17 protein-coding genes and 1 pseudogene are annotated in these 22,699 nt (G+C 57.2%); 10 read left to right on the top strand and 8 right to left on the bottom strand.

Features of this window, described 5'->3' with window-relative positions:
- Window positions 1-840: 840 nt before the first annotated feature.
- Window positions 841-2,448 (top strand): GMC family oxidoreductase, encoded by a 1,608-nt coding sequence (locus WG891_RS25900; protein WP_337264960.1) that lies wholly within the window; start codon window positions 841-843, stop codon window positions 2,446-2,448.
- A 4-nt stretch (window positions 2,449-2,452) separates the two neighbouring features.
- Here WG891_RS25900 and miaE read toward each other — a convergent pair whose 3' ends face one another.
- Together miaE and rraB are read right to left on the bottom strand one after the other, a co-directional pair.
- Window positions 2,453-3,214, bottom strand: a complete 762-nt coding sequence (miaE, locus tag WG891_RS25895; protein WP_337264959.1) for a tRNA isopentenyl-2-thiomethyl-A-37 hydroxylase MiaE — start codon at window positions 3,212-3,214, stop codon at window positions 2,453-2,455.
- A gap of 48 nt (window positions 3,215-3,262) precedes the next feature.
- Window positions 3,263-3,691 (bottom strand): ribonuclease E inhibitor RraB, encoded by a 429-nt coding sequence (rraB, locus tag WG891_RS25890; RefSeq protein WP_037400473.1) that lies wholly within the window; start codon window positions 3,689-3,691, stop codon window positions 3,263-3,265.
- Between the two features lie 162 nt (window positions 3,692-3,853).
- Here rraB and argF point away from each other — a divergent pair, with 162 nt between their 5' ends.
- Window positions 3,854-4,873 carry an ornithine carbamoyltransferase gene (gene argF, locus WG891_RS25885; protein ID WP_337264958.1) on the top strand — a complete coding sequence of 340 codons (1,020 nt, stop codon included), beginning with the start codon at window positions 3,854-3,856 and terminating at the stop codon, window positions 4,871-4,873.
- Between the two features lie 168 nt (window positions 4,874-5,041).
- Here argF and WG891_RS25880 read toward each other — a convergent pair whose 3' ends face one another.
- The 3 genes from WG891_RS25880 to WG891_RS25870 are packed head-to-tail and all read right to left on the bottom strand — an operon-like array spanning window position 5,042 to window position 9,179.
- Window positions 5,042-5,881 carry a PRD domain-containing protein gene (locus WG891_RS25880; protein ID WP_337264957.1) on the bottom strand — a complete coding sequence of 280 codons (840 nt, stop codon included), beginning with the start codon at window positions 5,879-5,881 and terminating at the stop codon, window positions 5,042-5,044.
- Window positions 5,878-7,302: a glycoside hydrolase family 1 protein gene (locus WG891_RS25875; RefSeq protein WP_337264956.1), complete on the bottom strand. Its 1,425-nt coding sequence runs from the start codon at window positions 7,300-7,302 to the stop codon at window positions 5,878-5,880. Before WG891_RS25875 ends, WG891_RS25880 begins: the two co-directional genes overlap by 4 nt.
- Entirely contained in the window at window positions 7,299-9,179 is a 1,881-nt protein-coding gene (locus tag WG891_RS25870; RefSeq protein WP_337264955.1) for a beta-glucoside-specific PTS transporter subunit IIABC, read from the bottom strand. The genes WG891_RS25875 and WG891_RS25870 overlap by 4 nt, the downstream gene beginning before the upstream one ends.
- Window positions 9,180-9,775: 596 nt before the next feature.
- On the opposite strand from WG891_RS25870, the gene WG891_RS25865 reads away from it, so the two are divergent.
- From WG891_RS25865 to ridA, 8 genes and pseudogenes are all read left to right on the top strand, one after another.
- Window positions 9,776-11,344 carry an ABC transporter substrate-binding protein gene (locus WG891_RS25865; protein WP_337264954.1) on the top strand — a complete coding sequence of 523 codons (1,569 nt, stop codon included), beginning with the start codon at window positions 9,776-9,778 and terminating at the stop codon, window positions 11,342-11,344.
- 11 nt (window positions 11,345-11,355) lie between these two features.
- On the top strand, window positions 11,356-12,411 hold the full coding sequence (locus tag WG891_RS25860) for an ABC transporter permease (RefSeq protein WP_337264953.1): 1,056 nt from the start codon (window positions 11,356-11,358) through the stop codon (window positions 12,409-12,411).
- Between the two features lie 8 nt (window positions 12,412-12,419).
- Window positions 12,420-13,229 carry an ABC transporter permease gene (locus WG891_RS25855; RefSeq protein WP_422066820.1) on the top strand — a complete coding sequence of 270 codons (810 nt, stop codon included), beginning with the start codon at window positions 12,420-12,422 and terminating at the stop codon, window positions 13,227-13,229.
- Window positions 13,222-14,059, top strand: a pseudogene (locus WG891_RS25850) (ABC transporter ATP-binding protein). The gene WG891_RS25855 and the pseudogene WG891_RS25850 overlap by 8 nt, the downstream one beginning before the upstream one ends.
- Window positions 14,046-14,786 carry an ABC transporter ATP-binding protein gene (locus WG891_RS25845; protein ID WP_337264952.1) on the top strand — a complete coding sequence of 247 codons (741 nt, stop codon included), beginning with the start codon at window positions 14,046-14,048 and terminating at the stop codon, window positions 14,784-14,786. Before WG891_RS25850 ends, WG891_RS25845 begins: the two are co-directional and overlap by 14 nt.
- 289 nt (window positions 14,787-15,075) lie before the next feature.
- On the top strand, window positions 15,076-16,011 hold the full coding sequence (gene pyrB, locus WG891_RS25840; RefSeq protein ID WP_156293980.1) for an aspartate carbamoyltransferase: 936 nt from the start codon (window positions 15,076-15,078) through the stop codon (window positions 16,009-16,011).
- A 16-nt stretch (window positions 16,012-16,027) separates the two neighbouring features.
- A complete protein-coding gene (pyrI, locus tag WG891_RS25835) occupies window positions 16,028-16,492 on the top strand; it encodes an aspartate carbamoyltransferase regulatory subunit (RefSeq protein WP_076942961.1) in 465 nt (154 codons plus the stop codon).
- Between the two features lie 208 nt (window positions 16,493-16,700).
- Entirely contained in the window at window positions 16,701-17,087 is a 387-nt protein-coding gene (ridA, locus tag WG891_RS25830) for a 2-iminobutanoate/2-iminopropanoate deaminase (RefSeq protein ID WP_156293981.1), read from the top strand.
- A 60-nt stretch (window positions 17,088-17,147) separates the two neighbouring features.
- Here the strand turns inward: ridA and WG891_RS25825 are convergent, their stop codons facing one another.
- The 3 genes from WG891_RS25825 to WG891_RS25815 form a co-directional block, all read right to left on the bottom strand.
- Window positions 17,148-19,541 (bottom strand): beta-N-acetylhexosaminidase, encoded by a 2,394-nt coding sequence (locus WG891_RS25825; protein WP_337264951.1) that lies wholly within the window; start codon window positions 19,539-19,541, stop codon window positions 17,148-17,150.
- A gap of 181 nt (window positions 19,542-19,722) precedes the next feature.
- On the bottom strand, window positions 19,723-21,117 hold the full coding sequence (locus WG891_RS25820; protein ID WP_076942964.1) for an amidohydrolase family protein: 1,395 nt from the start codon (window positions 21,115-21,117) through the stop codon (window positions 19,723-19,725).
- Between the two features lie 13 nt (window positions 21,118-21,130).
- On the bottom strand, window positions 21,131-22,081 hold the full coding sequence (locus tag WG891_RS25815; protein WP_076942965.1) for a carbamate kinase family protein: 951 nt from the start codon (window positions 22,079-22,081) through the stop codon (window positions 21,131-21,133).
- Window positions 22,082-22,699: the final 618 nt, after the last annotated feature.

The following is a 22,699-nucleotide window of genomic DNA, read 5'->3' as shown; positions in this document are numbered from 1 at the left end:
CGCAATAAGCTCTCCCACGGGCTTGGTGTCCCAGAGGGCGTACGTGCTGCCACGCCGGGTAAGAACACGGTACAACCTATCTTTTTACATCAACTACAAACATACAAGGGGACCGAACGTGCCACAGCCTTACTTCTGTGTCTAAATGGCAATACCCCGTCAACTCTCTCCCACAGAATGAGAAGCCAAAGCTTTACACCCGCACCTGACAACAACACCCTGCCAGCCTCCTCTCCCTCGGGGAGAGGGTTGGGGGGAAGGGAACAGGACGGGTATATGTAATGAGAAGACCGAATATCTCAAAGCTTTACACCTGTACCTGGCAACAGCACCCTGTCAGCCCCCTCTCCCTCGGGGAGAGGGTTGGGGTGAGGGGAACAGGACGGGTATATGTAATGAGAAGACCGAATATCCCAAAGCTTTACACCCGCACCTGACAACAACACCCTGCCAGCCCCCGCTCCCTCAGAGAGAGGGGTGGAGTGAGGGGAACAGGACGGGTATATGTAATGAGAAGACCGAATATCCCAAAGCTTTACACCTGTACCTGGCAACAGCACCCTGCAAGCCCCCTCTCCCTCAGGGAGAGGGTTGGGGTGAGGGGAACAGAACGAGTATGTGCATCATGAACGCCACGCCCCTCCCCCACAAAAAAATCATTAACATCAACATCATTCAAAAAATCACATGACATTTTTATATTTCAGACAGATAAACTGAATAAAACATCTGTAATGTAAAATTATTGTGATATTTGTTAATAAATTAACGATTACAAATTGACCACCCATTTTGCTGCGCTACTCTGCAATAACCAGCCATCACGCACAGGGAACACTTATGTCGGAAAATACCTTCGATTACATCATCGTCGGCGCAGGCTCAGCGGGCTGCGTGCTGGCAGCACAGTTGATCCGCCGTACTCAGGCACGTGTTCTGCTGCTGGAGGCAGGGGGTGACGACAATAATCTGTTTATCAAGATGCCCGCCGGCGTCGCCAAGATCATCGCCAAAAAAAGCTGGCCGTATGAAACCGAACCCGAACCTCATGCCAACAACCGCCGTATGCAGATCGCCCAAGGCAAAGTGCTGGGTGGCAGCAGCTCGGTGAACGGTATGATCTACATCCGTGGTCAACAGCAGGATTACGACGACTGGGCGGAAAAGTTCGGTTGCACCGGTTGGAGCTATCAGGACGTCCTGCCTTACTTTAAACGTGCCGAGGCCAACGAGAGCCTGTCCGACGGCTATCACGGCGGTGACGGGCTGCTGCCGGTCAGCGAGAACCGCTATCGGCACCCGCTCAGTATGGCGTTCATCCGCGCAGGCCAGGAGCTGAACCTGCCCTACCGCAACGACTTCAACGGTGAAAGCCAGCATGGCGTCGGCTTCTATCAGACCACGACCCACAAGGGCGAACGCGCCAGTACTGCGCGCACCTATCTGAAAGCAGTGCGTGATAACTCGCGGCTGGTGGTGAAACTCAATGCGCTGGTGCATCGTGTCACCCTCGAAAACAACGTGGCGACCGGTGTGATTTACAGCCAGAACGGCGGCAGTGAAATCACCGCGCGGGCCAGTCAGGAAGTGATCCTCAGCGCTGGCGCGGTGGGTTCACCGAAGATTTTGCTGTTGTCCGGTATTGGTCCGCGCGAACACTTGGAATCCTTGGGCATTACCTCACTTGCAGATCTGCCGGTGGGCAAAAACTTCCACGATCACCTGCATATGTCGATCAACGTCAGCACCCGCGAACCTGTCAGCCTGTTTGGTGCCGATCGCGGTTGGCAGGCGCTGCGCCACGGCGCCGAGTGGCTGGCGTTCCGCAGCGGCGTGCTGAGCTCCAACGTGCTCGAAGGTGCCGCCTTTACCGACAGCCGGGGCGATGGTCGGCCGGACGTGCAAATCCACTTCCTGCCGCTGCTGGACAGTTGGGACGACGTGCCCGGCGAACCGCTGCCCGCGATCCACGGCATGACGCTGAAAGTCGGCTATCTGCAGCCCAAAGCGCGTGGCGAAGTGCAGCTGCGCAGCCGTAACCCAAGCGATCCGGTCAAGCTACAGGCTAACTATCTCGGCCACACGGACGATCTGGCTGGCAGCGTACGGGCGGTGAAGTTCGGCCTGCGCTTCTTAGAAACCGCCGCGCTGAAGCCGCTGATTAAAGAACTGTTGATGCCGCAGCCACAGTGGACCAACGACGACCTGCAGTTAGAGGAGTTCGTGCGTAACTTCTGTAAGACGGTGTATCACCCGGTGGGCAGTTGCCGCATGGGCCAGTCGCCAGTGGACTCGGTGACCGATCTGCAGCTGCGCGTGCATGGCTTCGAACGCCTGCGGGTGGTGGACTGCTCGGTTATGCCGCAGGTTACCAGCGGCAACACCAACGCTCCGACCATTATGCTGGCGGAAAGGGCGGTGGATTTGATTTTGGGCGAGAGAGCGTAATTTCTCACCCCATCGGCACGCCGCTGTGAAAACGGAACTCGTTATCCGGCGATTGGATCAGTTCGGCTTCAACGCGGCCAAAATGCGCCACACGTTCGCTGATATCATCACCGGCAATCTGCTGCGCCAGCGTCAGGTAATCCTGATAATGGCGCGCTTCAGAGCGCAGTAACGAAACATAAAACCGGTTGAGCTCATCGTCGAGAAACGGTGCCAGTTTGGCAAAACGCTCACAGGAGCGGGCTTCGATATAAGCACCACAGATCAGCTTGTCGATCAAGGTAGCCGGATCGTGAGTACGCACTTCGCGGATCATGCCTTTGGCATAGCGGCTAGCGGTGATCTTTTTATAGCGGATCTGCCGCGTTTGCATGATCTCCAGCACCTGCGAGAAGTGATGCAGTTCTTCCTTAATCAGTAGCACCATCTTATCCACCAGATCCTGCCCGTAAGCCGAACCGTTTTTCGGCAGGATCTTCTTGGTAAAGGCGCTCTGGCGGAACAACGCCTCCGGCACGCCCTGCTCTTCGTGTACAAAAGCCTCGTAAGGCTTCAGCAGTGCCAGCAACGCATCGCCACTCTCTTTGTCCGCCACGTAGCGGCGGATCAGCCACATGCCGGTTTGTGCGGCTTTCAGTTCGCAGACCATATGGTCGGTCAGCAACAGCGGCAGGTTTTCCGCGCGGCGCGCCGCGTCAATCCAGCCATCGGGGGTTTCGCAATGCAGGAAATTCAGAATTGGGGCTAACAAAGAATGGTATGTCATTTGAGCTTATACAGGAGCAAAGGGCCGGGAACCCGGCCCAGAGATTAATTAGTGGCGCTTACCGTCGTCGTCTTCATCGATAAATTCGCCGTCTTCGTCGTCATCCTCACCATCTTCACCGTTCGGATCTTCATAGTAGGTGCCCCAACCGTCGTAGTTGACGCCGCATTTTTCTGCCAGCGCCACCAGTTGCTCCACCTGGCTGTCGATCAGCTCGGCATTCAGCGCGACTTCGCTAATCACATCGCAGCACATCACCAGTGAGCCATCTTCCACTTCCAGCTCTTCGGCATCGGTCACTTCGTAGCCCAGCTTAAAGGCTTCAACCGCGGCCTGCTCCAGCACTTCAAACTTTTCGGCAGAGAAATGGTGCTCAATGGTGTAGAGCGCATCCGGATCGCTGCCGTCTTCCAGCAGTTCTTCGATGATCAGGCGGGTTTCTTCACGTTGTTCTTCCAGCAATTCGCGGTTTGCCATGCCTCTATCCTCAATAAAATGGCTTTCAATACCTCTATTTTCACACACCAGTGTCACTGCTGCCATGATAAACGTGAAAGATTTCTTTCTTGGGGTTGAAATTGAATATTCATACATATAAAGTGAATTTTAATTCAATTAAAACGTTAGGGATATATGGAGATGAACCAGATGAACCCCTTTTACAATCGTCACTTTCTGAGGTTAATGGATTTTACCCCCGCCGAGATCCAGTCTCTGCTGCAACTGGCTGCCGATTTAAAACAGGCTAAAAAGCAAGGCCAGGAAACCCGCTACCTGCAAGGCAAAAACATCGCGCTCATCTTCGAAAAAGACTCAACCCGCACCCGATGCTCTTTCGAAGTTGCCGCATTCGATCAGGGGGCGCAGGTCACCTATCTTGGCCCAAGCGGCAGCCAGATCGGCCATAAAGAGTCGATGAAAGACACCGCTCGCGTGCTGGGCCGCCTGTACGACGGTATTCAGTATCGCGGCTTTGGCCAGCACCTGGTGGAAACGCTGGCAAACCACGCCGGTGTCCCGGTGTGGAATGGCTTAACCAACGAGTTTCACCCCACCCAGTTGCTGGCAGATCTGCTCACCGTACGTGAACATTTGCCCAACAAACCGCTGAGCGAAGTGAAATTCGCCTACATCGGTGACGCGCATAACAATATGGGCAATACCCTGCTGGAAGCTGCTGCGTTAGTAGGCATGGATCTGCGCCTGGTGGCACCTAAAGCCTGCTGGCCGCAGGCGGAACTGGTGGCAGAATGCCAGGCGCTGGCGCAGCAGACCGGCGGCAAAATCACGCTGACGGAAGATATCGCCGAAGGGGTGAAAGGTGCCGACTTCCTGTATACCGACGTCTGGGTCTCGATGGGCGAACCGAAAGAGGTGTGGCAGGAACGTATTGCTCAGCTGTTGCCTTACCAGGTTAATATGGCGATGGTTAAACTCACCGGTAACCCACAGGTGAAATTCCTGCACTGCCTGCCCGCGTTTCACGACGATCAAACCACCCTGGGCAAGCAGATGGCCGAACAGTACGGCCTGCACGGTGGGATGGAAGTCACCAACGAGGTATTCGAATCTGCCCACAGCGTGGTGTTCGATCAGGCAGAAAATCGCCTGCACACCATCAAGGCGGTGATGGTGGCCACGCTGAGCAAGGTGTTGTGATGATATTGCGCTGAAAGGCCCCATCGCCAGACTAAAGAGCCCATCTCATTGGGCTATGTTATTGCTATTTTGTCCCTGGGAAGTGCTCACAACCCTCACGTACTGCGTGTACGCCCCAGGGCAGGATCCCACCAGGCCTTTTTCATGCTCTCCTATTCGTGAACAAACTCACGCATCCAGGCCAGCAATCCGCACCAGATGAACGGTGAGCCACAGCAGTTCGTTCCCGCCAAGGGTGATATCGAGCTGGATCTTGACGTAATCGCGGATCAGTAGCGCGCAGCGGTAGGCATCCGGATACTCCTTAATCACCTGCACCAGCAGAAAACTGTCCCTCGCGCCGTCCAGTTCTCCCTCCTGTAAACGCTGGAAAAAGAACTGCATATGGACCAGAAAGCGCGAGTAGTTAATCGATTCGGTGTCTATTTGCTGCTTAAAGTGATACTGAATGAGGTTAAAAATATCCTTCAGCATTTTCACCGAATGCATGGTCTGCGCCACGTCGTCGCCCTCGCTCTGGCCGTTAACCAGATGAAAAGCGATATTTCCGGCTTCCTCCTCCGGCAGTTCAATACCGTACTGCTGGAGAATAATCGTCACCGCCTCGCTGGCGACGCGGAACTGCTGCGGATAAAACCGCCTGACTTCCGGCAGCAGGCGGTTTTGAATGGCGATCCCTTTGCGGCTGCGTTCGATGGCGAAGGTGAGGTGATCGGCGAGGGTAAAGAAAATCTGCTCGCGAACTTTACTGGCAAGCTGCATATTAGCGCGGGAAATAATCATCGCGGCCATTTCGATGACCTCGTCCGGGATGGCGGAGAGCGCCTCAAGATAGCCGCTGCGCGCGCCGAGCACCTGGGTTACGAACAGCTTCTCTATCTTCTCCGGGGCAATCTCATCCCCGGGTCTGCTGTTGAAGCCAATACCTTTACCCATGACGATAACCTCCCTGTTATCGTCATCCATAGAGAGCACCAGGCTATTATTAAGCACCTTCTGAACAATCATCTCTGAGACTCGTTGTAGTTGCCGTTTTGCGCGATGACCTCCTTATACCACCAGAAACTGCGTTTACGGATCCTTTGCAAACTCTTCAGATCATCCTCGCCGCGATCGACATAAATAAAACCGTAGCGCTTGGCGTATCCCTGGTGAGTGCTGACCACGTCAATCGCCGCCCACGGGCAATAGCCCATCAGCTCGACGCCGTCGGCAATCGCCAGCCGCATTTGCTTAATATGTGCCTGTAAGAAGGCGATGCGGTAAGCATCATTCACCTTCCCGTCATGTTCCAGCTTGTCCGGCGCGCCCATGCCGTTTTCACTAATCAGAATCGGCAGACCGTAGCGCTCGCACACTTTGCGCAGCGTTAGACGCAGCCCCACCGGGTCGACCACCCAGCCGTACGGCGTTTTGTCGACCCATGGGTTTTCCGCCGGACGATAAACCCCCTCTTCGCCCAGCATAATTTGCTGGTCGCCCGCGCGGGACACCACATCCCCACCGTCGCCTCGGCTGGCGGCAATGGTGGCGGTCGAGTAGTAGTTAATGGCGATAAAGTCCGGTCGCCCCTGCTGTAAAATAAATGCATCCTCTGGCTGCACCTCCGGCGCGAGGCCGCGGTCCTGCATATAGGCCCAGGCCAGGGCGTTGTAGCGGCCATGCACCGCAATATCCAAAAAGCTCCAGCAGCGCAGCGTCTCCCAGTTATGCGCGGCGATAGCGTCCTCCGGTTTACAGCTTTCGGCATACATCGAAGTGGTATTTATCGCCGGGCCGATGCGCAGCCCGGGAAACTCGCGCTGGCACAGGGCGAAGATCTGCGCCTGAGCCAGCATCATATGGTGATTCTGCTGGTACAGCGCCTTCTTGCCAGGCAGTTCGCGATCGGCAGGAACGCCAATCGCCCCGGGATGGAGGATCATGGTGTTCTGTTCGTTAATCGTCAGCCATAGCGGGACTTTATCGGCAAACTCGCTGAACAGCAGCCGGGCATAGCGCACGAAGGCCTCTGCGGTTTTGCGGTTCAGCCAGCCGCCTTTTAGCTCCAGCGCCCACGGCAGGTCGAAGTGGTACAGCGTAACGATGGGCGTTATCCCGTAGCTCGTCAGGGTGTCGATCAGGCGGCGATAAAAGGCCAGCCCGCCCGGATTCACCGGGCCGTCGCCGTCCGGGATCACCCGCGACCAGGCTACCGAAAAGCGATAAGCCTTCAGCCCCATCTGCGCCAGCAGCGCGACGTCCTCCTCCATGCGATGATAGTGGTCGCTGGCGATGCGAAAGTCCGCCGTTCCCGGCGGATGGCTGAGCATATCGACCACCGAAGGCCCTTTACCGTCCTCATCCCACGCTCCCTCAACCTGATAGGCTGAAGTGGACGCACCCCACAAAAAACCGTCCGGGAATCGGGCCTGCTGTTGATAAATCATGCATGCGCCTCCTTAGCAGATTGCACCATCAGCAGTTCGCCGTAATCAACCTGCGCGGCGGCGGTCAGGCGCAGAGAATGCTGCTCGTCGCCATTGACCACAATCACCGGGGTAATCAGGTCGTACCCGGCCTGCTCGATGGCGGTAATATCAAAGCGAATCAGCTCCTGTCCGGCCTCCACCCTATCGCCCACCTTCAGCGCTGAGCTAAAGTGCTGACCGTTAAGATTTACCGTATCAATACCGATATGGATCAGCAGCTCAAGACCACTGTCACTCTGCAGGCCAACGGCGTGACAGGAGGGCAGAAGCATTACCACCGTGCCGCTAAACGGCGCGCGCAGTACCCCTTCGTGCGGAAGAATCGCCACGCCCTCACCCAGCAGACCGCCGGAAAAAACGTCATCGTTCACTTCGCTGAGCGCCACTACCTGGCCGCGCAGCGGGCTTAACACTTCCATCCCATCCTCGCTTTTCGGGCTGACCGCAGGCTGCGAAGTCTCGCTCACTTCTTCTTGCTCCTCGGGGGTATCTTTAAAAGCGATAAACCAAGTCAGGGCAAAGGTCACCACGATGGAAATCGCGCAGGTCACCAGCGCATGGACGATGTTCATCGGGTTTTCGCCGATAAACGCCGGCAACGCTGCCAGGCCAGGAGAAACAAAGGCGTAGCGCACCAGCCCGCTAACTCCGGCATATACCCCTGCGCAGCCGCCGCCGATCATGGCGGCAATCAGCACGCGGCGGAACTTGAGCAGCACCCCGTACAGCGCCGGTTCGGTGATCCCCAGCAGCGCGGTAAAGCCCGACGAGGAGGCCAACTGGCGCAGGTTGCCATTTTTGGTTTTCAGCGCCACGCACAGCGTCGCGGCACCCATTGCCACGTTTGACGCCAGCATCCCCGGTCCGTTAATCATCTCGTAACCGCTTTTACTCAGTTGGCCGGTTGCGATCGGCGTCATCGCCCAGGCAGTACCAGTAATGATCAAAAAGGGCTGCAGGGTGCCCATCAGCATCGGGATTAACCAGCTGGCGTGGCGGTCGATAGTGCCAGCCCCCTCGGCAACCAGGTCGTTAAGCAAAATGCCCGCCGGGCCGACAAACACCAACGCCAGCGGCGCGGTAATCAGCAGAATCAGCATCGGCTTGACGAAAAACTTGATAATCGATGGCGACACTTTTTCAGCAAAGCGCTCCACCCACGACATCAGCCATACGGTCAGAATAATCGGCAGCACCGAACCGGCATAATCGGAAAGCAGGACGTTAATACCGACAAAATCGACCGCTTTACCAGCCGCCAGCATCTGGCCGATGCCCGGATGAAGCAGCACGCCGGCGAGGGTCATCGCCAGAATCGGGTTACATTCAAACTTCAGCGACGCCCCGTAGGCCAGCAGCACCGGCAGGAAGAAGAAGGCAGCGTCGGCGATAATATTGAGCAGTTGATACGTCGAGCTGGTTTCGCTAATCACTCCCGTTAGCTTGCAAATGGCCAACAGCGCTTTAATCATCCCCGCACCGGTAATGGCCGGGATCACCGGTGTAAAGGTGGTCGAAATCACGCTGATAATACGCGCAACAATACCGGTCGGTTTAGCATTTTTGTCGCCACCGGTCGGATTATTCTTCTTCGGCAGGGCCTTATTGAGCAGGCGATAAACCTGCTGCACTTCATTGCCGATAACAATCTGAAATTGGCCGCCTTTCTCCACCACACTGATCACGCCGGGGATAGCGCCAATCTGCGCATCGTTAACCTTCGCGCGGTCGTTGAATTCCATGCGCAGCCGGGTCGCGCAATGGGTAAGCATACGGATATTCTCCGCACCGCCTACCGAGTGGAGGATTTTGTCTGCTATTTCGTTATAGTTCATAGTGTTCCCTGGTGTTGGAGCAAAAAAAAGACCAAAACAGAGACGCTCCCCTTTGCGGGAGAGCATTTCTATTTTGGTCTTGCCTGCTTTCGCAGTAGCACGCCATCATAAAAATGGGTTATTTCGGCAGATTATCTAAGTGGCCTTTGACTATTTCAATGGCAATCAAACAAAAATGTGAGCTGGATTGAGTAAATATCGACCGAGAGGCTGCTGACGCCTTAATGATGCGGCAGGGCCAGGGAATCTCAGGGCAGGATAACGTGGGAGAAGATAGATGCGGATCTGTACGCTCAGTGATAAGCAATGTGAGTCCCCCCCAGGAGCATAGATAACTATGTGACTGGGGTGAGCGAACGCAGCCAACGCACATGCAACTTGAAGCATGACGGGTATAAACCCGGCCATTTTGAAGAGGGGTTTTACTTTCACCCACATCGTATAGTCTTTTTCGTCATATCAAATAACAGATTAGCCTTTGCCTGCTTTTTACGAACGTTCTACCGTGGCACTTTGGCGGTGGAAATACCGTAAAAAATCAACGATTACAACCTCTTCTCCGTTCTGGTTTACCAGCACACTCAAGGGAAACGTCTATGAAAGCCAAAGTGTTACCGCTGTTCATTCTCGCCGCACTCTCAGGCAGCGCCTTCGCCGCCACGCCGCCCAATACGCTGGTGGTCGTCCAATCGCTGGATGATATTGTCAGCTTCGATCCGGCTGAAGCTAACGAGCTTTCCAGCATTCAGACCGTACCCAGCCTGTATCAGCGGCTGGTGCAGGCCGATCGTGACAACCCGGCCAAGGTAATCCCGGTGCTGGCAGAAAGCTGGCAGGATGACGCCGCCGCCAAAACTCTGACGATCAAGCTGCGCCCGCAGGCGGTATTCTCTTCTGGCAACCCGTTAACCGCCGACGATGTGATCTTCTCTTATCAGCGCGCGGTGAAAATGAATAAATCACCGGCGTTTATCCTTAACGTGCTCGGCTGGCAGCCGGACAATATCGCTACACAATTGAAGAAAATCGACGATCATACCGTGCAACTGAGCTGGACGGCGGATGTCAGCCCGGCGGTGGCGCTGAATATTCTTTCAACGCCGATCGCCTCGATCGTCGATAGCAAAGCGGTGCAACCAAACGTGAAAGGCGACGACTTCGGCAACGCCTGGCTGAAAATGCACTCCGCCGGCAGCGGCCCGTTCAAGATGCGCGTTTATCAGCCGCATCAGGCGATCGTACTCGACGCCAACCCAACTTCACCGGGCGATAAGCCGCTGCTCAGCAACATCATCATCAAAAACGTGCCAGACCCCAGCGCACGTCGCCTGCTGATCCAGCAAGGCGATGCCGACGTGGCGCGTGAACTGGGCCCGGATCAGACCGCCGCGCTGAAAAGCCAGGCGGGTGTGAAGGTGCTGGAAATCCCTTCCGCCGAGCAGAACTATCTGGTGTTCAATAGCGGCAACCAGGCCAATCCGCTGCTGAATAACCCGGCATTCTGGGAGGCTGCGCGCTATCTGGTGGATTATCAGGGCATCACGAAAGATCTGTTAAAAGGGCAATACTTCGTGCATCAAAGTTTCCTGCCGGTGGGTTTGCCGGGCGCGCTGGAAGATAACCCTTTCAGTTTTGATCCGGCCAAGGCCAAGGCGATCCTGGAAAAAGCCGGGATCGCTAACGCCAGCCTGACGTTAGACGTAGAAAACAAACCGCCGTTTATCACTATTGCCCAATCGTTGCAGGCCAGCTTTGCCCAGGGCGGCGTGAAGCTCGAACTGCTGCCAGCGGCGGGTAGCCAAGTGTATGCCCGCGTGCGTGCCAAACAGCATCAGGCGGCGATCCGCCTGTGGATCCCCGATTATTTCGACGCGCACTCCAACGCCAGCGCTTTTGCCTATAACGATGGCAAGAGCAGCACGGTGGCTGGCCTGAACGGCTGGCAGATCCCCGATCTGAATAAGAAAACGCTGGCGGCGGTGGCAGAAGCCGATCCGGCTAAGCGCAGCGCGCTGTACACCGCCATGCAGCAGGAGCTGCAGCGCAGCTCGCCTTATGTGTTTATCGATCAGGCCAAAACGCAGGTGGTGCTGCGCGATAACGTGAAAGGCTATCAACAGGGCCTGAATGCGGATATGGTTTACTACGATCGCGTCAGCAAATAATCAGGATTGTCATGTCGGTAGCAATTAAACCCACGCCGGGGAACCCTTCCCGGCGTCGTATTTTAGGGTTGGCCCAGGGCCTGCTTACGCTGGCGCTGACCCTGTTCGGCCTGTTGTTGATCACCTTTCTGCTCTCGGCGCTGTCGCCGGTGGATCGGGTATTGCAGATCGTCGGCGATCACGCCAGCGCCGCCACTTATGAACAGGTCAAACATCAGCTCGGGCTGGATCGTTCATTGCCGGTGCAGTTCTGGCACTATCTGGAACGGCTGGCGCACGGCGATCTCGGCACCGCCAGCGCCACTGGCCAGCCGGTGTTGCAGGATCTGCTGCACGCCTTCCCCGCCACCTTGGAACTGGCCACGCTGTCGTTGATCATTGGCGCAACGCTCGGCGTGCTGTTCGGCGTGCTCTGCGCCCGCTTTGCCGGTAGCAGGCTGGATATCGTGGTGCGTTTCATCACCCTGCTCGGCAACTCGGTGCCAATCTTCTGGCTGGGGCTGCTGATGCTGCTGCTGTTTTACGCCAAACTGCAGTGGAGCGCCGGGCCGGGGCGGCTGGACGATATCTACCAATACAGCGTAGAGAGCAAAACCGGCTTCGCGCTGATCGATACCTGGCTTTCCGGCGACCTTGGCGCGGTGCGCAATGCGCTGGCGCATCTGGTGCTGCCGGTCTGCCTGCTGGCCTATTACTCGCTGGCCAGCATCACCCGCCTGACGCGCTCGGCCTGCCTGAGTGAGCTGAATAAAGAATACGTCACGCTGGCGCGCGCCAAGGGTGCCGGCGAGATGCGCATAATGCTGTGCCACGTACTGCCGAATATCGGCGGCACGCTGCTGACGGTGATTGCTCTGTCTTACACCAGCATGCTGGAAGGCGCGGTGCTGACCGAAACGGTGTTCTCCTGGCCCGGCATTGGCCGTTACCTCACTACCGCGCTGTTTGCCGGTGATACCACCGCGATTATGGGCGGCACCCTGCTGATCGGCCTGTGTTTTGTGCTGATCAACACCCTCACCGATCTGCTGGTCCGCGCGATCGACCCAAGGACGCGGCCAAGATGACGATCGCTATGCTCAAACGTTCCCCGGCCGCCACCTGTGGCTCGCTGATCCTGCTGACGCTGGTGCTGATCGCCCTGTTCGCTCCCTGGCTGGCACCGGTTGATCCCAACTGGCAGAACGCCGCCAACCGCCTGCTGCCACCGGGCGCAGGCCACTGGCTCGGCACCGACGGCTATGGTCGCGACGTGCTTTCGCGTCTGATCTACGGTACGCGTCCCACGCTCGGGCTGGTGCTGTTGGTGACGGTGATTACCCTGCCGCTCGGCCTGCTGATCGGCGTGCTTTCCGGCTATTACGGCGGCTGGCTGGAACGCGTGCTGATGCGCTTTACCGACGTGGTGATGTCGATGCCACGGCTGATTCTGGCCTTTGCCTTTGTGGCGATGCTCGGGCCGGGGCTGGTCAACGGCGCGTTGGCGCTGGCGCTCACCACCTGGCCAGCCTATGCCCGTCAGGCGCGGGCTGAAATCCAACTATTGCGTAAAAGCGACTATCTGGCCGCCGCCGAAATGATGGGCATTCAGGGGCCGCGCCTGCTGTGGGGCCATATTCTGCCCATGTGCCTGCCTTCGGCGGTGGTGCGGCTGGCGCTCGATCTGGCGGGCATCATTCTCGCCGCAGCCGGGCTGGGCTTTCTCGGCCTGGGCGCGCGGCCACCGATGGCCGAATGGGGCTCGATGGTGGCCGACGGCATGCAGGTGATCTTCGATCAATGGTGGATCGCCGCGATCCCCGGCTGTGCGATCCTGATCAGCAGCCTGGCGTTTAACCTGCTGGGCGATGGCCTGCGCGACTTACTGGATCCGCATCATGACTGAGCCACTCTTGGTAGCACGCAATCTCAGCATCCACTTTAACGGCCACCCGGTGGTGGATAACCTGTCGTTGACGATTGGCCGGGAAAAGGTGGCCCTGGTCGGGGAATCGGGTTCCGGCAAATCGATGACCGCCCGCGCGCTGATGGGGCTGGTGCGTAAACCGGGCATCGTCAGCGCCGATACCCTGTGCTACCGCCAAACCGACCTGCTGACGCTGAAACCACGCCAGTGGAACGAGGTGCGCGGCGCTAAAATCGCCATGGTATTGCAGGATCCGCGCTACGCGCTGAACCCGGTGCGCTGCATCGGCAAGCAGATAGAAGAGTCCCTGACGCTGCATCATTCTCTGACCCGCGCCGATCGCCATGAGCGAGGTGCTGAATGCTCTGGCGGCCGTCGGCTTGCCGGAGAATATCTACCACAGCTATCCCGGCCAGCTTTCCGGCGGCATGGGCCAGCGCGCCATGCTGGCGATAGCGCTGGTTAACGATCCGCAACTGCTGATTGCCGACGAACCGACCTCGGCGCTGGATGCCCGGTTGCGTAACCAGATCCTCGATCTGATCGTCGAACAAACCACACGGCGCAATATGGGCCTGCTGTTGATCAGCCACGATCTGCCGCTGGTTGCCACCTACTGCGACCGGGTGCTGGTGATGTATCAGGGTAAGCTGGTGGATCAGGGCCTCGCCGCCGATCTGCCGTCAGCCACCCATCCTTATACCCGCACGCTGTGGGCCTGCCGCCCCAGTGCGGCCACCTATGGCCAGGAACTGCCGGTGCTGGATCGCAGCATCGATTTTACCCGGAGCGAACATGGCGCTGATTGAAATTGAAAACCTACAGGTCAGTTTCCCGCAGGGCATCGGCCATAAAATCGCCGTCGAATCGGTGAGTTTTGCCGTCGAGACCGGGGAAACCTTCAGCCTGATTGGCGCCTCCGGCTGCGGTAAATCCACCGTGCTGCGCGTGCTGGCGGGCCTGCAACGCGAATGGTGCGGCGAAGTGCGGCTGCTCGGCCAGACGCTGCAGCCACTACAGCGTTTTACCGGCCAGCTGCGCCGCGAGGTACAGATGGTGTTTCAGGATCCTTACGCCTCGCTGCACCCACAGCACAAGATTGGCCGCACGCTGGGGGAACCGCTGAAGATCCACGGCGAAAAACACATTCCGGCGCGTATCAACCAGGCCTTGCAACAGGTCGGTTTCAACGCAGCGATGGCCGAACGTTATCCGCACCAGCTTTCCGGTGGCCAACGCCAGCGGGTGGCGATCGCCCGCGCTTTGCTGCTGCGGCCTAAGCTGTTATTGCTGGATGAACCGACTTCGGCACTGGATATGTCGGTGCAGGCAGAGATCCTTAACCTGCTTAATCACCTGAAGCGCGAACATGGCATGACCTATCTGCTGGTGAGCCACGACGGTGAAGTGATCGCCCATATGTCTGAACGTGCCGCGCTGATGGAAAACGGCCATATTGTGCGCCATTTCAGCCGGGGGGATTTGCAGGCGGGCAAGCACATTTATCATACGCATCTTTCTCAGCCTAACAAATAACCAACCCCCATATTGGCTAAGCCCTCTCTCAACAACCAATCGGTTGCGAAATGGCAAAAAGTGATGTTTTAGCGCTTGCAGTGACGAAAAGCGCGAGTATAATGCGCGACAATTTGCCAGGAGAAAGCATGAAAAACGCCGCTTGTTTTGTTAGCGATCATCGACAGAACCCACTGCCCATCGGCAGCCTGCAGCCGTTGTTTCTCCTATTGCATGATCTCATTCTTTAAGCCCCTCATTGAGGGGCTTTTTTTTGCCTTAAGAACGACTCGACTTGAGGAGAGTGAACATGGCCAACCCGCTGTATCGCAAAAACATCATCTCTATTAACGATCTCAGCCGCGAGGATCTGGAACTGGTGCTGCGCACTGCCGCCAGCCTGAAAGCCACCCCGCAGCCGGAACTGCTGAAACACAAGGTGATCGCCAGCTGCTTTTTTGAGGCATCAACGCGCACCCGCCTGTCGTTTGAAAGCGCCATGCAGCGCTTGGGGGCGTCGGTGGTGGGCTTTTCCGACGGCAGCAACACCTCCCTTGGCAAAAAAGGCGAAACGCTGGCCGATACCGTCTCGGTGATCAGCACCTATGTGGATGCGATTGTAATGCGCCATCCGCAGGAAGGGGCGGCGCGCCTGGCGGCGGAGTTCGCTGGCGGTATCCCGGTGCTGAATGCCGGTGACGGCTCTAACCAGCATCCGACTCAAACCCTGTTGGACCTGTTCACCATTCAAGAGACCCAAGGCCGCCTGAACAACATCAACATCGCCATGGTGGGCGACCTGAAATATGGCCGCACCGTCCATTCGCTCACCCAGGCGCTGGCTAAATACGAGGGTAATCACTTCTTCTTCATCGCCCCGGAGGCGTTGGCAATGCCGGGTTACCTGCTGAAGATGCTGGAAGAAAAAGGCATTACCTACAGCCACCACAACAGCATTGAGGAAGTGGTGCCGGAGCTGGATATTCTGTACATGACCCGCGTACAGAAAGAGCGCCTCGATCCTTCTGAATACGCCAACGTGAAAGCACAGTTTATACTGCGGGCGAGCGATCTGGCGGGCGCACGCGGCAACATGAAAGTGCTGCACCCGCTGCCACGGATCGATGAGATCACCACCGAAGTAGATAAAACGCCCTACGCGCACTATTTCCAGCAGGCGGGCAACGGCATTTTCGCCCGGCAGGCGCTGTTGGCACTGGTATTAAACACCGATTTGGCTCTTTAATTTAAGGGGAACAGTCATGACTCACGATAATAAACTCCAGGTTGAAGCGATCAAATGCGGCACGGTGATCGACCATATTCCGGCGCGCGTCGGCTTTAAGCTGCTGTCGCTGTTCAAACTGACCGACACCGATCAGCGCATCACCATCGGGCTGAACCTGCCTTCACGCGAGCTGGGCCGCAAAGATCTGATCAAGATCGAGAATACTTTCCTGACCGAGCAACAGGCCAACCAGTTGGCGATGTATGCACCCAAAGCCACGGTTAACCGCATCGACAATTACGAAGTGGTGCTGAAGCTGAACCTCAGCCTGCCGGATCATATCGACGGCGTGCTGACCTGCCCGAACAGCAACTGCATCAGCCGCAGCGAACCGGTGGCGTCCAGCTTCAGCGTGAAATCCCGCGCCGGTGAAGTACACCTGAAATGCCGCTACTGCGAAAAAGAGTTCGAGCATCAGGTGGTGTTGCAGGCCGACTGATTTCCCCACGAGTGGCGCTGTTAATCTGGCGGCCACTCCCTACACCCGTCATACTTCAAGTTGCTTGGGTGTTGGCTGCGCACCGTTGCCCCAGTCACATAGTTGTCTATGCTCCTGGGTCTCCGTTGCTGGCCGCCTACAAGCAACTCGAATTATTTTGGGTGTATAATGGAATTTCTGAAAAGAAACCCTCGAGTTAGGAGAGAAAATGTCACGTAATATCAGCACTGAACTCGCGCCAGCCGCCATTGGGCCTTACGTACAGGGCGTTGATCTGGGTAGCATGATCATCACTTCCGGCCAGATCCCGGTCGATCCGAAAACCGGTGCCGTGGCTGACGACGTCGCCGCACAGGCCCGCCAGTCACTGGAAAACGTCAAAGCGATCGTCGAAGCCGCTGGCCTGAAAGTGGGCGATATCGTTAAAACCACCGTTTTCGTGAAAGATCTGAACGATTTCGCCACCGTTAACGCCACCTATGAAGCCTTCTTCACCGAACACCAGGCATCATTCCCGGCCCGTTCCTGCGTGGAAGTGGCGCGTTTGCCAAAAGACGTGAAGATTGAGATCGAAGCCATCGCCGTTCGTCGTTAATCCCCCGCGATAGCTGATAAGGCCAGCTTTGGCTGGCCGTTTTTGCTCTAAAAGATCCCCCTACTGCACCGCCACCGCGCGCAATAGCGCTTCCAGCGGATACACTGCCGCAATCACCACTTCATCACGGATCTGCGCGGCGGCATCCAGTTGCTGCTGCGCCTGTGCGGCTTCGGCTTGGCTCAATGGTTTGCCCTGCTGATAGCGCTCCAACAGCATCAGCCCCAGATCCGAAAGCGCGCTGACGTCCTGCGCCACCCGGGCCAAATCCTTCATCACCACGTTGCCAGCAATCACCTGCTGTACCAGTGCCCCATTACGCTGCCAATGTTGCAAACGTTCACGTATCGCCTGGGCTGCCGCCGGGTGGTTTTTGTCTTGCAGCAGCAGTGCCACCTGGGCGTGCAAATCGCGCACCGCCGCGCTTTCCGCCGGTAAGGCATCGGCAAAGCGGTTGAGCGGTTCAAACTGGTGATAATGACCGGCTTTAAACTTCAGATGGTTGCGAGTGTAATACTGAGCGGGTTCCACCGCTTCGGCGAGGATCTGCAAGGGTGTAATGTCCACGCTGTTAGCCAGGCGGGTGAATTCGCGCGCGCTTGCAGCATGCTGCTGTAACCCGACGGACACCACCGACCAGGCATCCACCGCTGCCAGGCGCTGATACATCTTGCCTTCATCGGTAACCTCTTTCGCCGACCACAGGCGCTCGGCCACCGCAAAGGTGCGTGGCCACATTTTGATATCGAGGATCGGCGCGCGAATGTTTTCCGCCCAGAAGGCGGCTTCGCCACCCAAGATATTGGCCTGATGCTGTTCATCCGGCACCACCGGCATTTTACCTGCCGGGATTGCCGCTAATTTGCTGCCGGTGGTGGAGTAGCGCACGTTGCCCACCCGCGTATAGCCGCTCAGTTGAGCCTGCTGCAGCGTCAACACCGGGCAGGTTTCCCCCATCCAGCTGTCGATGCAGAAAGTCACCTGCTGCGGCGTGCGCCATTCAATACCCTGCACCGCACGGCGTGATTTACCTTTGAAATCAATAAATCCGCGCCAACCCGCTTTACCTTCAATCAGCGTGAAAGAGCCTTCAACCGCGCTGCCTTTAAAGCGTGGCATGCTGAACCGCCAGCTCTGCGCTTTTTCCCCTTCCTGCACCTCCGTTACCACTCCCAACGGCTGCGGCATAATCTCATTGCGGTAGTGATAGGCGGTGCTTTGCGGCTGATCGAGGTAGAAACCGGTAGAAAGAATCCCCTGGTAGCCGTCTTGTGCGCTGGCTGCCAAAGAATCCGGCCCCTGCCAGGATTGGATCACGATGCTATGCGGCAAGGCCGGGTGATAAATCTCGTCCCAGCCCACCATGCGGCGCTGGTGCTTCTCGAGGATCTTTTCCAGCTTCTGGTTGAAGAAAGCCTGCAGCGCATGGGCATCCGCCAGTTGGTTTTGCTGCATAAAGGCCTGAATACTTTTCGACTCTTGCCATTGGCTGGCGTCTACCTCATCGCCGCCGATGTGCAGGTAAGGATCGGGGAAGATCGCCACCAGTTCACCGACGATATTGTCGATAAACTGATAAACCTCGCCGTTGGCGGGATCGAGCGTCGGCTTATGCACGCCCCAGGCACGCTCCATCTGATACGGCCCCGGCGCGCTCATCAGCTCCGGGTAAGCCACGGCAATGGTAGAGGCATGGCCGGGCAGATCAATCTCCGGCACCACGCGGATCCCGCGCGCGGTAGCATAGGCCACCACCTGCTGCATCTGCTCACGGGTGTAGAAATGGCCGTCGCTGGCCAGTTGTTGCAGCTTAGGATAACGCTCAGAGGCAAAACGCCAGCCCTGGTCATCGGTCAGGTGCCAATGGAAGACGTTGAGTTTCGCCGCCGCCATGCCGTCAATCTGGCGCAGAATATCCGCAACCGGCAGGAAGTGGCGCGCCGAATCCAGCAGCACACCGCGCCACGGGAAGCGCGGCACATCGGTAATTTTCACCAACGGTATAAAAGTGTTCTCACCGTCGGTCTGCACCAGTTGCAGCAGCGTTTCCATACCGCGTAGCGCACCAAAGCGGGTGTTGGCGGTGAGCGTTGCGCCCTGTGGCGTCACCTGCAGTTGATAGCTTTCGTCGCTATCCGGCATAGGCTGTGGTGCCACCTGCTGTTTAATGATGATAGCAACGGTGGCCGCCCCGTTTTGCTCCCCCTGTGGGGTCAGCGTCCAGCCGGTTTGGCGCTCAATGCGCTCGCGCCAGCGGGGTAAGGCTTCTGCCAGATCGTCCCCTTGTATGCTGAGGGTTAATCGATAATCCAGCGGCAATTTGCCTTGCGGCTGCGCCAGCTCAACCCGCTGCGGCCAAGGCATCAGCGGCAAATCACCCGCAGGCAGCGCAGCAGCATTGAGGGAAAATAATAGCGAAGCAGTCAGTAGCGTATAACGGAAGGGTCTATGCATCAGAAACTCCTCAAAGGAAAAAAATCAAAATAAACAAGGAAGTAGATAAAGACCGAGCAGCGTGGGGATGTCCAACCGCGAGGGCAAAAAAGTGGGCTTTGATCACAGATTAATTTAGGGGTTGGGAAGGTGGGAACGTTGCCCCTTACGCCAACCCCTATTTATAGAGAAGGTGTGCCTGTCAGGCTTTGCTGCCCCGCCCGACGTTACCCCACACCATTTCCCCCTTGTGGAAGGTAGCGGTTCGCGGTGAAATCCGCGCCACCGCCTCGGCGGAACAGGAGGCGTCCACCAGCACAAAGCTGGCGTCGTCCTGGGCTTTTGGCCATACGCGCTCGCCTTTGTCGTTCAACGGCAGCACATCGCCGGTAGCCACCGCCAGCGCGCGCGACAGGGTTTTCTCGTTCGGGCGAATATAGAGCTGGGCATAAAGATTGGCCTTTTCCAGCATGTCCCCCAGGCCATACGGCGACCAGTGGTCGATCACGCTGTCGGTGCCGGTCATCACGAACACGCCCTTGTCGCGCAACTGGCTAAGCGGCATATGCAGCGTGCCGATCGGCACCGAGCTGGCGATCGTCACCTGTTGCGCCGCCATACGGTTTGCCACCTCATCAACCTGCTGCTCATTCAGCGTTGCCAGCGCAAAGGCGTGGCTGATGGTCAGCTTGCCTTTTAACTGCGGGGTTTTCTCCACGGTGCTCAACATATAATTCACCGCCGCCATGCCAGCCGGGCTGGTTTCGTGCAGGTGGATATCCACGCCTTTGTTGTAGTCCAGCGCGATCTGGAACATGGTATCCAGCGATTTTTCCATCGCTCCATCGACGTTGGTAGGATCCAGCCCGCCCACATAATGTGCTCCCGCCTGCATCGCTTCACGCATCAATGGTTCAGACTTGGAGAACAGCAGGCCATGCTGTGGAAAAGCCACAATCTCGCAGCTGAAACCAGACTGACGGCGCGCCAGCACCGCCTGCAGGTTTTCCAGGTTTTTCAGCCCCGAGGTAGGTTCAACGTTGCAATGGCTGCGGGCAGTGGTGGAACCGAACGACTGAATGAGGTCGATCAGCTTCTCTGCCCGCTCTTGGGTAAAGGGTTGCAGCTCAGGCAGCAGCTTCTGCTCCAGCGCGATCATATCCTTGATGGTGGTGCCCGCCGGGCGGTTAAGCGCGCGCCACGGGCCGCCGTAAAAGGTTTTGTCCAGGTGGATATGCATGTCACGCATCGCCGGCAGCATCAGCTTGCCTCCAGCGTCATACGCCGGTAGCGTGCCGTTCGGATGCTGGCGGTTATCGCGTATGGCAACGATCTTGCCTTGATTGATCTCCAGGGTTTTCAGTTCGGTACGGGTGCTGACCGGCGTCGCCCCTTCAAATTCAAACCCCGCCTCCAGCAGCACGTTATCCAGATAATAGTGTGAGTCAGTGATTTTCATCTGCGCTCCCGCCTCTGCCTTGGCCGTTTTGCTGGTAGCAGCATAACCGACCGAGGCAGTTGCCCCCAGCAGCGCACAGGCGGCAGCCATTTTGCCGCTACGGCTTAAAAACTCACGACGGCTTTTATTCTCATTCATCTGTTCTTCCCTTTCAGAGGTTGACGATATGGGTACCGGTTTCACCGCGCAAGGCGGCAGGTAGGCAGTCTGGCGTAGTGATCACCACGCGTTTTCCACCGTCACGTAAAAATGCCAGGCTGGCCGCAATCTTTGGCAGCATGCTGCCGGGAGGAAAATGCCCTTCTTCCATGTAGCGCGTCATCTCTGCCACATTCACCCGATCGAGCGCCCGCTGGTTCGGCTTGCCGAAGTGAATGCACACCTTCTCCACCCCGGTAGTGATCACTAAAACATCTGCGCGAATCTCCCGCGCCAGCAGTGCGGTCGAGAGATCTTTATCGATCACCGCGTCCACGCTCTGATAGTCGCCCTGCGGATCGCGGATCACCGGGATACCGCCGCCGCCCACGCCAATCACCACAAACCCCTGTTTCGCCAGTGCCTTGATGGCATCCGCTTCGACAATGCGCTTGGGTTCCGGCGAAGCCACCACCCGGCGATAGCCGCGCCCGGCATCTTCTACAAAACGCCAGGATGGCCGTTGCTGTATTAACTCATCACGCTGTTCAGCGCTAAAGAAAGCGCCGATCGGTTTGGTGGGGTGCGCAAAACCAGGGTCGTTTTTATCCACTTCCACCTGCGTCACCACCGTTACCGCTTTCTGTTCACCATGTTGTGCCAGCCGGTTGTTCAGCGCCTGCTGAATGAGATAGCCGATGCCGCCCTGAGTATCCGCCACGCAGTTGGCCAGCGGGGTCAGCGGCAACCCTTCGTACTCATGAGCAATCTCCGCGCGGCGCAGATCCAGCCCCACCTGCGGGCCGTTGCCGTGGGTAAGCACAATGTCATAATCCGTTGCCAGCATCTCCAGCACTGATTCTGCCACCGCTTTCACCGCTTCGGCCTGGTGTTCCACGGACTGGCTGGCGTTATCTTTGATAATACTGTTGCCACCGATGGCAACCACCATGAGTTCTTTCATCTGCTTTATCCGATAAAGAATGTCGCCTATCCGTTCAAGGTAGGGCCGGGTGATTTGCCCCTCACCCTAACCCTCTCCCTCAGGGAGAGGGAACTGAACGTGCCACAAATTAGCATGGGTTCCTGGTCACAACCCCTAACGGCTCCCTCTCCCACGTAAAGAGGGCCGGGGTGAGAGGGAACTGAACGTGCCACAAATTAGTATGGGTTCCTGGTCACAGCCCCTAACGGCTCCCTCTCCCACGTAAAGAGGGCCGGGGTGAGAGGGAACTGAACGTGCCACAAATTAGCATGGGTTCCTGACCACAACCCCTAACGGCTCCCTCTCCCACGTGAAGAGGGCTGGGGTGAGAGGGAACTGAACGTGCCACAAATTAGCATGGGTTCCTGACCACAACCCCTAACGGCTCCCTCTCCCACGTAAAGAGGGCTGGGGTGAGGGGGAACTGCACGTGCCACAAATTAGCATGGGTTCCTGACCACAACCCCTGACGGCTCCCTCTCCCACGGGGAGAGCAGCTGTGTTTAAAGTCAATGGGTGATGATTAATTTGTCACCCATTGCCTATTATCTCGCAGCATCGCGTTTAATATCGTTAACAGCTTTCTGATGCACGCGG

The sequence above is a fragment of the Serratia sp. MMO-28 genome, from assembly GCF_037199905.1.
Taxonomy (GTDB): Bacteria; Pseudomonadota; Gammaproteobacteria; order Enterobacterales; family Enterobacteriaceae; genus Chania; species Chania oryzae.
This window is presented reverse-complemented; position numbering and strand designations above follow the sequence as displayed.

What these genes read in the sequence shown, in the direction of transcription:
- pyrB (WP_156293980.1), top strand. Translation starts at nt 15,076, where the DNA reads ATGGCCAACCCGCTGTATCGCAAAAACATCATCTCTATTAACGATCTC.
- argF (WP_337264958.1), top strand. Translation starts at nt 3,854, where the DNA reads ATGAACCAGATGAACCCCTTTTACAATCGTCACTTTCTGAGGTTAATG.
- ridA (WP_156293981.1), top strand. Translation starts at nt 16,701, where the DNA reads ATGTCACGTAATATCAGCACTGAACTCGCGCCAGCCGCCATTGGGCCT.
- WG891_RS25875 (WP_337264956.1), bottom strand. Translation starts at nt 7,302, where the DNA reads ATGATTTATCAACAGCAGGCCCGATTCCCGGACGGTTTTTTGTGGGGT.
- WG891_RS25870 (WP_337264955.1), bottom strand. Translation starts at nt 9,179, where the DNA reads ATGAACTATAACGAAATAGCAGACAAAATCCTCCACTCGGTAGGCGGT.
- WG891_RS25865 (WP_337264954.1), top strand. Translation starts at nt 9,776, where the DNA reads ATGAAAGCCAAAGTGTTACCGCTGTTCATTCTCGCCGCACTCTCAGGC.
- pyrI (WP_076942961.1), top strand. Translation starts at nt 16,028, where the DNA reads ATGACTCACGATAATAAACTCCAGGTTGAAGCGATCAAATGCGGCACG.
- WG891_RS25900 (WP_337264960.1), top strand. Translation starts at nt 841, where the DNA reads ATGTCGGAAAATACCTTCGATTACATCATCGTCGGCGCAGGCTCAGCG.
- WG891_RS25815 (WP_076942965.1), bottom strand. Translation starts at nt 22,081, where the DNA reads ATGAAAGAACTCATGGTGGTTGCCATCGGTGGCAACAGTATTATCAAA.
- WG891_RS25845 (WP_337264952.1), top strand. Translation starts at nt 14,046, where the DNA reads ATGGCGCTGATTGAAATTGAAAACCTACAGGTCAGTTTCCCGCAGGGC.
- miaE (WP_337264959.1), bottom strand. Translation starts at nt 3,214, where the DNA reads ATGACATACCATTCTTTGTTAGCCCCAATTCTGAATTTCCTGCATTGC.
- WG891_RS25880 (WP_337264957.1), bottom strand. Translation starts at nt 5,881, where the DNA reads ATGATTGTTCAGAAGGTGCTTAATAATAGCCTGGTGCTCTCTATGGAT.
- WG891_RS25820 (WP_076942964.1), bottom strand. Translation starts at nt 21,117, where the DNA reads ATGAATGAGAATAAAAGCCGTCGTGAGTTTTTAAGCCGTAGCGGCAAA.
- WG891_RS25860 (WP_337264953.1), top strand. Translation starts at nt 11,356, where the DNA reads ATGTCGGTAGCAATTAAACCCACGCCGGGGAACCCTTCCCGGCGTCGT.
- rraB (WP_037400473.1), bottom strand. Translation starts at nt 3,691, where the DNA reads ATGGCAAACCGCGAATTGCTGGAAGAACAACGTGAAGAAACCCGCCTG.
- WG891_RS25825 (WP_337264951.1), bottom strand. Translation starts at nt 19,541, where the DNA reads ATGCATAGACCCTTCCGTTATACGCTACTGACTGCTTCGCTATTATTT.
- WG891_RS25855 (WP_422066820.1), top strand. Translation starts at nt 12,420, where the DNA reads ATGCTCAAACGTTCCCCGGCCGCCACCTGTGGCTCGCTGATCCTGCTG.